11 protein-coding genes and 2 tRNA genes are annotated in these 12273 nt (G+C 73.1%); 7 read left to right on the top strand and 6 right to left on the bottom strand.

All coding sequences use genetic code 11. The features are described 5' to 3' along the window. Positions 1-127: 127 nt before the first annotated feature. From ACIBH3_RS09550 to purS, 4 genes are all read right to left on the bottom strand, one after another. Complete coding sequence (locus tag ACIBH3_RS09550) at positions 128-958, bottom strand: sterol carrier family protein (protein ID WP_396311356.1); 831 nt, start codon at positions 956-958, stop codon at positions 128-130. Between the two features lie 122 nt (positions 959-1080). Next, entirely contained in the window at positions 1081-3336 is a 2256-nt protein-coding gene (gene purL, locus ACIBH3_RS09545) for a phosphoribosylformylglycinamidine synthase subunit PurL (RefSeq protein WP_396311355.1), read from the bottom strand. Further along, positions 3336-4013: a phosphoribosylformylglycinamidine synthase subunit PurQ gene (gene purQ, locus ACIBH3_RS09540; protein ID WP_396311354.1), complete on the bottom strand. Its 678-nt coding sequence runs from the start codon at positions 4011-4013 to the stop codon at positions 3336-3338. Before purQ ends, purL begins: the two co-directional genes overlap by 1 nt. Next, positions 4010-4264: a phosphoribosylformylglycinamidine synthase subunit PurS gene (gene purS / locus ACIBH3_RS09535; protein ID WP_396311353.1), complete on the bottom strand. Its 255-nt coding sequence runs from the start codon at positions 4262-4264 to the stop codon at positions 4010-4012. Before purS ends, purQ begins: the two co-directional genes overlap by 4 nt. 454 nt (positions 4265-4718) lie before the next feature. Between purS and ACIBH3_RS09530 the strand changes: the two genes are divergently transcribed. The 7 genes from ACIBH3_RS09530 (at position 4719) to ACIBH3_RS09500 (ending at position 9400) form a co-directional block, all read left to right on the top strand. After that, complete coding sequence (locus tag ACIBH3_RS09530) at positions 4719-5036, top strand: Lsr2 family protein (RefSeq protein ID WP_396311352.1); 318 nt, start codon at positions 4719-4721, stop codon at positions 5034-5036. A 130-nt stretch (positions 5037-5166) separates the two neighbouring features. Continuing rightward, positions 5167-5239: transfer RNA gene (locus tag ACIBH3_RS09525), tRNA-Gly, on the top strand. Positions 5240-5266: 27 nt separating this feature from the next. Further along, a tRNA-Gly gene (locus ACIBH3_RS09520) sits at positions 5267-5342 on the top strand. A gap of 185 nt (positions 5343-5527) precedes the next feature. Further along, entirely contained in the window at positions 5528-6547 is a 1020-nt protein-coding gene (locus tag ACIBH3_RS09515) for an ABC transporter ATP-binding protein (protein ID WP_396311351.1), read from the top strand. Beyond that, positions 6544-7395: an ABC transporter permease gene (locus tag ACIBH3_RS09510; RefSeq protein WP_396311350.1), complete on the top strand. Its 852-nt coding sequence runs from the start codon at positions 6544-6546 to the stop codon at positions 7393-7395. The genes ACIBH3_RS09515 and ACIBH3_RS09510 overlap by 4 nt, the downstream gene beginning before the upstream one ends. A 119-nt stretch (positions 7396-7514) precedes the next feature. Next, the gene (locus ACIBH3_RS09505) at positions 7515-8783 is read left to right on the top strand and encodes a sensor histidine kinase (protein ID WP_396311349.1); all 1269 of its coding nucleotides are present in this window, start codon (positions 7515-7517) and stop codon (positions 8781-8783) included. Beyond that, entirely contained in the window at positions 8780-9400 is a 621-nt protein-coding gene (locus tag ACIBH3_RS09500) for a response regulator (protein WP_396311348.1), read from the top strand. Before ACIBH3_RS09505 ends, ACIBH3_RS09500 begins: the two co-directional genes overlap by 4 nt. Before the next feature lie 119 nt (positions 9401-9519). Here the strand turns inward: ACIBH3_RS09500 and ACIBH3_RS09495 are convergent, their stop codons facing one another. Both ACIBH3_RS09495 and ACIBH3_RS09490 read right to left on the bottom strand, forming a co-directional pair. Then, on the bottom strand, positions 9520-10419 hold the full coding sequence (locus ACIBH3_RS09495; protein WP_396311347.1) for a phosphoribosylaminoimidazolesuccinocarboxamide synthase: 900 nt from the start codon (positions 10417-10419) through the stop codon (positions 9520-9522). A 112-nt stretch (positions 10420-10531) separates the two neighbouring features. Then, positions 10532-12073 (bottom strand): N,N-dimethylformamidase beta subunit family domain-containing protein, encoded by a 1542-nt coding sequence (locus tag ACIBH3_RS09490; protein WP_396311346.1) that lies wholly within the window; start codon positions 12071-12073, stop codon positions 10532-10534. Positions 12074-12273 lie beyond the last annotated feature (200 nt).

Below are 12273 nucleotides of genomic sequence, written 5' to 3'. Positions count from 1 at the left end.
GGCCATCTGTGCGATCTTCGTAGGTTATCGCCCGCCGGCCTATCGTCCCGGAGCCCCGGGGACAACCGTGCGACGCCCCCGGCAGCGGCCCGGAGGCCGTCCCACGGGGAGTCCCGGCGGCCGTGGCTCAGCCCAGGATCGGCAGGTGCGCGCGCAGGTCGCTGCGCTCGCCGCCGGCGGTGACTGCGGCCGCCTCCACCGCGTCGGCCCAGTCGACCCGGCCGGTCGCCAGCCGGATCCAGGTGAGCGGGTCGGTCTCCACCACGTTCGGCGGGGTGCCGCGGGTGTGCCGGGGCCCGGCCACAGCCTGCACCACCGCGTACGGCGGGATCCGCAGCTCGACCGCGCCGCCGGGGGCGCGGTCGGCGAAGGCGTCGGCCAGCAGCCGGGTGACGGCGGCCAGCGCCTGCCGGTCGTGCGGGAAGCGGTCGGTGCCCAGCGCGCGGGCCAGGTCGTCGGCGTGCACCACCGTCTCCACCAGCCGGGTGACGAGCATGTCCCGCAGCAGCATCGACCCGAGCCCGATCTCCACCCGGCGCAGCGGATCGGCGGCCTCGGGGCTGGCGAGCAGCGCCAGCAGCGCGTCGGCCTCCCGGTCGAACGCGGCGGCCGGCGCGGTGGGGCCGGGGCCGAACTCCGCGGTGGCGGCCTGCTCCCGGGCGGCGGTGTCCAGCAGCGGCGCCTGCCCGCCGACGCCGGCCACCCACTGGAGCAGGCCGATCGGCGCCCGGCCCTGCTGCGGGTCGTCGAGGTGGCGCGGCACCCAGCCGATCTGGAGCGCCAGGTGGGCCAGGAGCTCGCGTACGCTCCACTGCCCCAGCCCGGCGGGGCGGGCGAGCAGTTGCTCGGCGTCGGGGCGGGCGCAGAGGTCGTGCACGGCGGCGCGCAGCGCCCGGGTCTGCGCGGCCAGCGCGGCGCGCACCTTCACCGGGTCGTACGTACGGGACTTGGGGGGCATGGCGGCAGGCTAACGCGGACGGGCGGCCGGGTGCGCCGAGGGCGGCCCACTCGGATGCGAGCGGGCCGCCCTCGGCGTCCTGCGGGGCGCACGGCGGGATGCGGTGCGCGATGTCCTGCGGATCAGGCGAGCAGAGCCTCGATGACGCCGGTGTGGGCGTCCGTCAGCTCGGCCAGCGAGACGGTGAACTGGCCCTGGACCTCCAGGACGTCGCCGTCCACCACGCCGATCCGGGTGGCCGGCAGGCCCCGCGCGCCGCACATGTCGTTGAAGCGGAGCTCCTCGCTGCGCGGCACCGCGACGACCGCGCGACCGGCCGACTCGGAGAACAGGAAGACGAACGGGTCCAGGTCGGCCGGGACGATCACCCGGGCGCCGTTGCCGCCCTTGAGGCAGCTCTCCACCAGGGCCTGGGCCAGGCCGCCGTCGGAGAGGTCGTGCGCCGCGTCGATCATGCCGTCGCGCGAGGCGGCGATCAGGATCTCGGCGAGCAGCCGCTCGCGCTCCAGGTCGACGTTGGGCGGCAGGCCGCCCAGGTGGCCGTGGGCGACCTGCGACCAGGCCGAGCCGCCCAGCTCGTCGGCGGTGTCGCCGAGCAGGTAGAGGTGCTGGCCCTCCTCGGCGAAGCCGATCGGGGTGCGGCGGGTGACGTCGTCGATGACGCCGAGCACCGCGACCACGGGGGTCGGGTGGATGGCGACGTCGCCGGTCTGGTTGTAGAGCGAGACGTTGCCGCCGGTCACCGGGGTGCCCAGGATCTGGCAGGCGTCGGCCAGGCCGCGGGTGGCCTCGGCGAACTGCCACATCACGTCCGGGTCCTCGGGGGAGCCGAAGTTGAGGCAGTCGGAGACGGCGAGCGGCTTGGCACCGCCGGCCGCGACGTTGCGGTACGCCTCGGCGAGGGCCAGCTGGGCACCGGTGTACGGGTCCAGCTTGGTGTAGCGGCCGTTGCCGTCGGTGGCGACCGAGACGCCGAGGTTGGTCTCCTCGTCGATCCGGACCATGCCGGAGTCCTCGGGGGTGGCCAGCACGGTGTTGCCGATGACGTAGCGGTCGTACTGGTCGGTGATCCAGGCCTTGGAGGCCTGGTTCGGGGAGCCGGCGACCTTCAGCAGGGCCTCCCTGAGGGCCTCGCCGGTGGCCGGGCGCAGCAGGCGCTCGGCGGTCGGGGCGTCGGCCTGGAGCGCGTCCTGCCAGCTCGGGCGGGCGTACGGGCGCTGGTAGACCGGGCCGTCGTGGGCGACGGTACGCGGCGGCACGTCGACGACCTGCTCGCCGTGCCAGAAGATCTCCAGGCGCTCGCCGTCGGTCACCTCACCGATCACGGTGGCGATGACGTCCCACTTCTCGCAGATCTCCAGGAAGCGCTCGACCTTGCCGGGCTCGACAATGGCGCACATGCGCTCCTGCGACTCGCTCATGAGGATCTCCTCCGGCGAGAGCGTGTTGTCGCGCAGCGGTACGGTGTCCAGCTCGATCCGCATGCCGCCGGAGCCGGCCGAGGCCAACTCCGAGGTGGCGCAGGAGAGTCCGGCGCCGCCGAGGTCCTGGATGCCCAGCACCAGCTTCTCGGCGAAGATCTCCAGGGTGCACTCGATGAGGAGCTTCTCCTGGAACGGGTCGCCGACCTGGACGGCCGGGCGCTTGGCCGGGCCGGTGGCGTCGAAGGTCTCCGAGGCGAGCACGGAGACGCCGCCGATGCCGTCGCCGCCGGTGCGGGCCCCGTACAGGATGACCTTGTTGCCGGCGCCGGAGGCCTGTGCGAGGTGGATGTCCTCGTGCTTCATCACGCCCACGCAGAGCGCGTTGACCAGCGGGTTGCCCTGGTAGCAGGAGTCGAAGACGACCTCGCCGCCGATGTTCGGCAGGCCCAGGCAGTTGCCGTAGCCGCCGATGCCCGCGACGATCCCGGGCAGCACGCGCCGGGTGTCGGGGTGGTCGGCCGCGCCGAACCGCAGCGGGTCCATCACCGCGACCGGGCGGGCGCCCATCGCCAGGATGTCCCGGACGATGCCGCCGATGCCGGTGGCCGCGCCCTGGTAGGGCTCGATGTACGACGGGTGGTTGTGCGACTCGACCTTGAAGGTGACCGCGTAGCCCTGGCCGACGTCGACCACACCGGCGTTCTCGCCGATGCCGACGAGCATGGCGTCCGAGGCGGGGGCCTTCTCGCCGAACTGCTTGAGGTGCACCTTGGAGCTCTTGTACGAGCAGTGCTCCGACCACATGACGGAGTACATCGCGAGTTCGGCACCGGTGGGGCGGCGGCCGAGGATCTCGCGGATCCGGCTGTACTCGTCCTCCTTGAGGCCGAGTTCGGCCCAGGGCTGGGCGTCGTCCGGGGTCTGCTCGGCGTTCTTGACGGTGTCGAGAGTCATCAGGCGTTCACCAGCTGCTTCAGTACGGAGGTGAAGAAGCCCAGGCCCTCGGTGGTCGGGCCGGTGAGCGGCTCCACGGCGTGTTCCGGGTGCGGCATCAGACCGACGACATTGCCCGCGGCGTTGGTGATGCCGGCGATGTCGCGGTACGAACCGTTGGGGTTGACGTCGAGGTAGCGGGCCACCACCCGGCCCTCGGCCTCCAGCTCGTCCAGGACATGCTCATCGGCCACGAAGCGGCCTTCGCCGTTCTTCAGCGGCACGACGATTTCCTGCCCGACCGAGTAATCGGCCGTCCAGGCGGTGTTCGCGTTCTCGATCCGCAGCTTCTGGTCGCGGCAGATGAAGTGCAGCGAGTCGTTGCGGGTGAGCGCGCCGGGCAGCAGATGCGATTCGCAGAGCACCTGGAAGCCGTTGCAGATACCGAGAACGGGCATTCCGAGCTTCGCCTGCTCGATGATGGTGTCCATCACCGGGGAGAAGCGGGAGATCGCGCCGCAGCGCAGATAGTCGCCGTAGGAGAATCCGCCGGGCAGGACGACGGCGTCGACCTGGTGGAGATCCTTGTCACGGTGCCAGAGGGCGACCGGCTCCGCGCCGGCCAGGCGGACCGCGCGCTGGGCGTCACGGTCGTCGAGGGATCCGGGGAAAGTGACGACGCCGACGCGGGTGGTCACTTCGCCTCCTCCTCGATGCGGACGGTGAAGTCCTCGATGACGGTGTTGGCGAGGAAGGTCTCGGCGGCTTCCCTGATGCGGGCGAGCGCGGCGTCGTCGACCGGGCCCTCCAGCTCCAGTTCGAAACGCTTGCCCTGGCGGACGTCGGCGATCCCGGCGAATCCGAGACGGGGCAGTGCGCGCTGCACCGCCTGTCCCTGGGGGTCGAGGATCTCGGGCTTGAGCATGACGTCGACTACGACGCGTGCCACTGGCACTCCCGGTGGTGTTCTCGTGAAGGCGGGGGAACTCCAGACTACCGGTGGTTTCGGGCCGGATTGCGGGCCGGTCCGAGCAACGCGCGTAGACACGAGACCCTTACGGCACAAGGGTTCCAGCCCTCCGAGCGGCCGCACGGCGGCCCATTTCGCCGGATTCGAGGGCCCACACAAGAACGCCCGAATACCGGCACTCCGGACAGATCGGCCATCACAGTGCACCCGGGTATCCGTTGCCGGGCGAAGAGAAGTGAATATCCAGAAAAGAAAGCGGGACTCTTCGATTTCACCCCGCTTCGGGTGCAGAATAGGGCCACCTGATGCGGCAAGTGCTGCGTATCCGGCATGGCACCCCGCCTGCCCGTACGCGCTTGCGCGACTGGTGCACATCGGGCCTCAGGTGCGCACCCGCGCCCTACGGCCGAATTGCCCGAGAGGATTGACACCCATGGCTCAGCGTGTAGTTGTCACGCTCTCCGACGACCTGGACGGCGGCGCGGCAGCGGAAACCGTCCACTTCGGCGTCGACGGGAAGTCGTACGAGATCGACCTGTCCCTGGACAACGCGGAGAAGCTGCGGGAGGCCCTCGCCCCCTTCGTCGCCGCGGGCCGCCGGCAGAGCCGCACCGGAAAGTCCTTCCGCCGCACCGCACTCACCCCGGACCCCGCCACCGTGCGCGCCTGGGCGCAGTCCAACGGCAAGGAGCTGCCGGCCCGCGGCCGGATCCCCAAGAGCGTGTACGAGGACTTCGCCGCGGCGAACTGATCCCGGCCCCGGCCCGTCGCCCCACCCGTCCGGAAGGGTGGGGCGACCACCCCGGCCGATGGGGTAAAGTAATCCACGTCGCCGCAACCGGGAGAGCCCGGGCGGGGCGGCCGGTGCTCCAGGGCACCGTGCGGACGTGGCTCAGTTGGTAGAGCATCACCTTGCCAAGGTGAGGGTCGCGAGTTCGAATCTCGTCGTCCGCTCGCAGTACGCACAAGTGAACAGATCATGCGGACGTGGCTCAGTTGGTAGAGCATCACCTTGCCAAGGTGAGGGTCGCGAGTTCGAATCTCGTCGTCCGCTCCAGAAGTCGAAGGCCCCCTCTCCCGAGGGGGCCTTCGTCGTGTTCCCGGCCCCGCGCCCCCGGCCCGTCCCGGCCCTCACCGTGACCCGCCCCCATGACATTTGTCATCGCCGACCCGTGGATCCTCACCCGCCTTCGATGACGCCGCGCACTGCCCGCGCGGGCCGGGCGGCGGAAGGCTTGAGCCATGGAAACCAGCCAGTCCCCGCACCCGACGGACGATGTGATCGAGGTCACCGGCCTGCACCGCCGCTACGGCCCGGCCGGCGCCACGGGCTTCGACGCCGTCCGCGGCATCGACCTCACCGTGCGCCGGGGCGAACTGTTCGCCCTGCTCGGCACCAACGGGGCGGGCAAGACCTCCGCCATGGAACTCATCGAGGGGCTGGCCGCCCCCACCGCCGGACGGATCAGGGTGCTCGGCCACGACCCGCACCGCGAGCGGGCCGCCGTCCGCCCCCGGATCGGCATCATGCTCCAGGAGGGCGGGTTCCCCGGCGACCTCACCGTCGCCGAGACCGGCCGCACCTGGGCCGGACTCACCAGCGGAGCCCGGCCGGTGGAGGAGGCCCTCGAACTGGTCGGGCTGGCCGACCGGCGAGCCGTCCGGGTCAAGCAGCTCTCCGGCGGGGAGCGCCGCCGGCTCGACCTGGCCATGGCCCTGCTCGGCCGCCCCGAGGTGCTCTTCCTGGACGAGCCCAGCACCGGACTCGACCCCGAGGCCCGCGCCGCCACCTGGCGGCTGGTGCGCGAACTGCGCGCCCAGGGCACCACGGTGCTGCTCACCACGCACTACCTGGAGGAGGCCCAGGAGCTGGCCGACCGGCTGGCGATCATGCACCGGGGCCGGATCGTCACCACCGGGACGGTCGCCGAGGTGATCGCCGGCCGGCCCGCCCGGATCTCCTTCGAACTCCCCGAACGCGATAAGGAGTTCGCCGCGCTCGCGCTGCCCGCGCTCCCCGCCGCCGAGGTCACCGCCGAAGGCCGCCGGATCAGCGTCCGCACCCGCGACCTCCAGGGCGACCTCACCACGATCCTGGGCTGGGCCGCCCGGCACGGGCTCGCCCTCGGCGGGCTCGACGCCCGCAGCGCCTCGCTGGAGGAGGCCTTCCTGGCGATCGCCGCCGAGGCCACCGAGGACCCCACGCCGACCACCCCCGCCCCGCGCAAGCGGCTGCTCAGCCTGATCGGAAGCGCCCGATGACCACCACCACCGCCGCCGCCCCCACCGCCACGACCGCCACCGTGCCGCCCGCCACGACCACCGTCGCCGGTCGGATCCTGGCCCTCGGCCGGGCCGAGGCCACCCTGCTGCTGCGCAACCGCAGCGCGCTGTTCGTCGCGGTCGGCCTGCCGCTGTTCATGGTCGGCGCGCTGCGCGGCACCCTTGAGGCGGCGGCGAAGCGCGCCCCCGGGCTGGACCTGGACGCCGCACTGGTCAGCAGCGTGATCGGGATCGTGCTGGTGTTCGTCGTCTACTACAACCTCACCGCCGCGTACGTCGCCCGGCGCGGTGAGCTGGTCCTCAAGCGGCTGCGCACCGGCGAGGCGGGAGACCTGGAGATCCTCGGCGGCACCGCCCTCCCCTCCACCGCGCTCGCACTGCTGATGTGCGCGCTGGTGACCGGCGCCGGCGGAGCGCTGCTGGAGCTGCGCACCCCGGTGAACCCGGTGCTGCTGCCCGTCGCACTGCTGCTCGCGATCGCCCTGCTCATCCCGCTGGCCGCGCTCTCCAGCGCCTTCACCAAGACCGTCGAGACGGCCGGTATCACCACCATGCCGGTGATGCTGATCGCCCAGTTCGGCTCCGGCCTGCTGGTGCCGCTGGAGGTCATGCCCGACCGTCTCGCGGACGTCTGCCGGCTGCTGCCGACCACCCCGGCCTTCCAGCTGCTCAAGCTCGGCTGGACCGGCACCGACGGCTCCGACCCGGCCACCGGCTTCGCCGGCACCTGGGCGCAGGCCGCCCCGCACCTGCTCCTCGGCGTGCTGTGGGCCGCGCTGGCGATCTGGGCCGCCCGCCGCTGGTTCCGCTGGGAGCCCCGCCGCTGAGATCCTCTACCGGGATCCCGTGCCCGACCCGGCACCCGCCGGGCCGGGCACCCGCCCGACCGGCCGTGCCTGGTAGGAAGGGCGCGGATCGAGATCATGAACGACGGGGGAGCGCGCGAATGCAGCCACTTGGACCGATCAGGCGCTGGCGGGGTCACAGCAAGCCCAAGCGCATGGAGGTCTACACCCGCTGGTCGCTCTACCTGGTCGCGCTGATCCAGCCGCCGGTCGTCCTGCTGCTGATCGGCAGCACCGAAGGCCGCACCCAGTCCTCCGCGCTGCTGCTCACGGCCGTGACGGCCAGCGTGCTCTCCTCCGCCCTCTCGATCGGGCTGTTCCGCGCCGGGCTGGAGCACTTCCTCGGCCGCCGGCCCAGGCCCACCGGCTGGCTCGCCGCCACCGCCGCCGTGGTCCTCGCGATGGCCTGGCTGGGGCCGCTGCTGGACCGCTCCGTCTCGGGCCCGGTGGACCCCGCGCGGATGCCGTTCATGATCTCGGTGACCACCGTGCTGCTCAGCTTCTGGATGGCCCCGCTCGCCATCGCCCTCCCCCTGCGCCAGGCCGCCCTGCTCGGCTCGACGATGCTCGCCCTGCTCGCCCCGCCGATGTGGCTGGCCGGGCTGCCGCTCGCCGCGGCCGTGGGCGCGGTGATCGGCGCCGGGATGGGCGGCGCGACGGCCGCGGCGACCTGCCGGGGCTCGGCCTGGATGGTGTCCGTGGTCTGGGAGCTGGACGGCGCCCGCGAGACCCAGGCCCGGCTGGCGGTGGCCGAGGAGCGGCTGCGCTTCTCCCGCGACCTGCACGACGTGATGGGCCGCAACCTCACCACCATCGCCCTCAAGAGCGAGCTCGCCGTCCAGCTCGCCCGCCGCGGCCGCCCCGAGGCCGCGGACCAGATGACCGAGGTGCAGCGGATCGCCCAGGAGTCCCAGCGCGAGGTCCGCGACGTGGTCCGCGGCTACCGCAGCGCCGACCTCCAGGCCGAGGCGATCGGCGCCCGGGCCGTACTGCGCGCCGCCGACATCGACTGCCGGATCGACCTCGGGGACGTCACGGGCGCCATCCCCGCGTCCGTGCAGTCCGTCCTCGGCTGGGTGGTCCGCGAGGCCACCACCAACGTCCTGCGGCACAGCGAGGCCGCGCGCTGCTCGATCCGGCTGCGGCTGAGCGAGGACGGCCGGGCCGTCCTCGACCTGGAGAACGACGGCGTGCCCGCCGATCCGGCGCCCTCCACCGGCGCCGGTACCGGCCTGGAGGGGCTGCGCGAACGCCTCGCCGCCCTCGGCGGCGAGCTCACCCGCCCGCCGGCCGGCCCCGGCGCCTTCCGGCTGCGGGCCGTCCTGCCGCTGACCACCACCGCGACCGCCCTGGAGGCCACCCCCCGATGACCGAGCCCGCCGTGGTCCGCGTCCTGCTCGCCGACGACGAACACCTGATCCGGGGCGCCCTGGCCGCCCTGCTCGCGCTGGAGGACGACCTCACCGTGGTCGCCCAGGCCGCCTCCGGCCACGAGGCCCTGGCGATGGCCAAGGCACACCGGCCGGACGTCGCCGTCCTGGACCTCCAGATGCCGGGCATGGACGGCATCGAGGTGGCCACCGAGCTGCGCCGGGTGCTGCCGGAGTGCCGGACGATGATCGTCACCGGCCACGGCCGGCCCGGCTACCTCAAGCGGGCCCTGGAGGTCGGCGTACGCGGCTTCCTGCCCAAGACCGTCTCGGCGGCGGACCTGGCCGGCATCATCCGCACCGTCCGGGCCGGCGGGCGCTACGTCGACCCGGAGCTCGCCGCCGACGCGATCAGCGCCGGCGAGACCCCGCTGACGCCGCGTGAGACGGACGTCCTGGAACTGGCCGCCGACGGCACCTCGATCGCCGGGATCGCGGAGCGCGCGGCGCTCTCCCAGGGCACCGTCCGCAACTACCTGTCCTCCGCCGCCGCCAAGCTGGGCGCGGAGAACCGGCACGCCGCCGTCCGGATCGCCCGCGAGCACGGCTGGATCTGACGGCCCCGGCGCGCGAGCGACCGCGTCGGCGGCGCCGTGAGGGGCCCGGGGCCGCTCCGATGCCCCGGGGCCGCTCCGACGATTCGCATCGGCCGCCCGGCGGGGCTGCCGGACGGGCCCTACACCCAGTCGGTGCCGGTCAGCCGCTCGTACACCTCGATGTACCGGGCCCGGGTGCGCTCGATGATCTCGGCGGGCAGTGCCGGCGGCGGCAGCTCGCTCGCGCGGTCCCAGCCGGAGGCCGGGGAGGCCAGCCAGTCGCGGATGATCTGCTTGTCGAAGGACGGCTGGGAGCGGCCCGGCTGCCACTCGTCGGCCGGCCAGAAGCGCGAGGAGTCCGGGGTGAGCACCTCGTCCGCGATCACCAGCTCGCCGTCCAGCAGGCCGAACTCGAACTTGGTGTCGGCCAGGATGATCCCGCGCTCCCGGGCGATGTCCCTGGCCCGGGCGTAGACGTCCAGCGTGGTGCGGCGCAGCGTGGCGGCCAGCTCGGCGCCGACCCGGCGGGCGGTCTCCTCGTACGAGACGTTCTCGTCGTGCTCGCCGACCTCGGCCTTGAGTGCGGGCGTGTAGATCGGGGCGGGCAGCTCGGAGCTGTTCTCCAGGCCCTCCGGCAGCGCGATCCCGCAGACCGTCCGGTCGCCCCGGTACTCCTCCAGGCCGGAGCCGGCCAGGTAGCCGCGGGCCACGCACTCGACCGGGATCATCTCCAGGCTGCGGCAGACCAGCGTGCGGCCCTTCCAGTCGGCCGGGGCGCCGGTCGGGACCTCGGTGGAGATCACGTGGTTGGGGAGGATGTCGGCGATCCTCTCGAACCACCAGAGCGAGAGCTGGGTGAGGACGCGGCCCTTGTCCGGGATCTCGTTGGGCAGCACCCAGTCGAAGGCGGAGGTCCGGTCGCTGGCGACCATCACCAGGTCACCCGACTCGGCACGGTAGAGATCGCGCACCTTGCCGGTGTGCAGGTGGACCAGGCCGGGCACCTGGACCGGCTCGGGCTTGGTGACAAATCCGCTCAAGTTCGTCTCAGTCCTCAGGGTGGTCCGCGTATCGCGGCGCGCGAGATGGGGAGCTCTGGGACTGAGTCTGCCACGTGGCGGCTTTGGAGCTTCATCCAAGGGGGAGGGCTGTTCAGCCGTCCTTGCAGAGACGATCCAACAGATTGGCGGTGGCCCGCTGGACCCGCTCGTCGGTGTGGCCGGGCCGGTCCAGGGCGGGTGACCAGGCGAAGGTGCCGGCCGCGAAGACGTACGCGCCGCTCGGCGCCCGGTAGAGCGAGGTCTCCTGGTGGCGCACCCGCCCGGCGGAGTCCCGGTACGGCGAGTGGGCGAGCAGGACCCGCTCGGTGTGCGCGGGCAGCGCCACCTTGGGGAAGTAACGGTCCGCCTCGCCGGCCACCAGGCCGGGCAGCTGGTCGCCCTCCTGGAGCCCGGTGCCGTCCCAGAGCCAGTGCCCGGTGTGCCGGGCGACCATCGGCACGGGCGCGGCGACCCGGCCCGCGTACTGGACGCCGAGCAGGCGCTGCTCGGGCTCGCCCGCGTCCCGCCAGAGCGCGCTCTGGCCGCCGGTGGCCCCGGCGGCCGGGCTGCCGGCCGGGACCCGCTGGCGCTTGCGGCAGTTGAGCAGCCGGTCCGGCTCGCCGGACGGAGCCGCGGACAGTTCGACCCGCCAGTACATGGTGTTGGCGGAGAGGAAGACCAGCGAGGTGCCGCCGTCCCTGGCCTGCTCGACGGCCCGGCGCATCGGCTCCGACCAGTACTCGTCGTGCCCCGGGAAGATCAGCGCCCGGTGCCTGGACGGGTCGACCAGCCCGGCGTGCAGGTCGGACGCGGTGGCGTAGGCGAGGTCGTAGCCGTAGCGCTCGGCCCAGCGGATGAAGTCGTAGGCGTGGCCGACGTGCAACGGCAGCCCGGCGCCCGCGTGCGGGCGGTCGAAGGAGACGGTGACCGCCGCCTCCTGCTCCCCGAGCAGCCGGCCCTCGCCGTCCCAGGCGTGGTAGAGACTGGCGCCCGCCTTGCCGTCCTCGGGGAAGAGGTTGTAGGCCTGCCAGGTCACGTCCGGGACGACCAGCAGCAGGTCGGCCGTGTGCGCCGGCTCGTCGAAGTCCCGCACGGTGAAGGGGATGTGGTTGCGGTGCAGGTTGTCGCCGGTGGTCAGCACGGCGACGTACGCGCCCGGCCGCCAGTGGGTCGGGACCTGGAGCCGCCAGGAGTGCCACCAGTGGTGACAGGAGACCGTCCGGCCGGCCACCAGTGGGGCGGGCTGGACCAGGCCGGAGATCAGCGGACTGGACGTCATGTGGTGGGCGCCGTCGCCCGCGTAGTGGCCGATGCGGTAGACGTCCACGGTGAAGTCGCGCGGCGGGTTGACGGTGACGCGGAAGTCCACCGAGCCGCCGGGGCGGATCACGCCGGCGGACGCGAAGCCCTTGATCTGCTGCCGGACGTCGTCGGAGTTGCGCGGGGTGCCGACCGGCGGCCGGGAGCGGGCCCCGGGGGCCAGCGGCCGCTGGCCGGGCGCGTCGACGCAGACGTACCAGGGGACCGCCTCGCCGGTGCCCGCCACGTACTCGTCGGGGCTCCGCAGCCAGGGCAGCGGGCCCTGGCCGAAGGGGTCACCGACGCCGTGCGCATGCGTTCCGGACTCCCAGCGGCGATTGAGTTCACTCCTCACGCGCCCCTCCCACAGGTGCACCTCCGCCGGATGGCATGTGCCCCCCGGACGTGCGTGCGGACTAGCACACCACAAGGTGCTGGCGCTGCGTAGCCCCACCGTAGCAACTAGTGGCGGTGAATCCTCCCGGCCGACCGCCGCAGGGCCGCTGTGCTGCGCGGATTCCCGGATTCCGGGGGCGCGAGCGGCAACTCCGAGCG

This window comes from Kitasatospora sp. NPDC050543 (assembly GCF_044457565.1).
Taxonomy (GTDB): Bacteria; Actinomycetota; Actinomycetes; order Streptomycetales; family Streptomycetaceae; genus Kitasatospora.
This window is presented reverse-complemented; position numbering and strand designations above follow the sequence as displayed.

Bases quoted from the DNA above. Each gene is read 5' to 3' on its own strand.
- ACIBH3_RS09550 (WP_396311356.1), bottom strand. From the start codon at position 958: ATGCCCCCCAAGTCCCGTACGTACGACCCGGTGAAGGTGCGCGCCGCG.
- purL (WP_396311355.1), bottom strand. From the start codon at position 3,336: ATGACTCTCGACACCGTCAAGAACGCCGAGCAGACCCCGGACGACGCC.
- ACIBH3_RS09530 (WP_396311352.1), top strand. From the start codon at position 4,719: ATGGCTCAGCGTGTAGTTGTCACGCTCTCCGACGACCTGGACGGCGGC.
- ACIBH3_RS09515 (WP_396311351.1), top strand. From the start codon at position 5,528: ATGGAAACCAGCCAGTCCCCGCACCCGACGGACGATGTGATCGAGGTC.
- ACIBH3_RS09510 (WP_396311350.1), top strand. From the start codon at position 6,544: ATGACCACCACCACCGCCGCCGCCCCCACCGCCACGACCGCCACCGTG.
- ACIBH3_RS09505 (WP_396311349.1), top strand. From the start codon at position 7,515: ATGCAGCCACTTGGACCGATCAGGCGCTGGCGGGGTCACAGCAAGCCC.
- ACIBH3_RS09500 (WP_396311348.1), top strand. From the start codon at position 8,780: ATGACCGAGCCCGCCGTGGTCCGCGTCCTGCTCGCCGACGACGAACAC.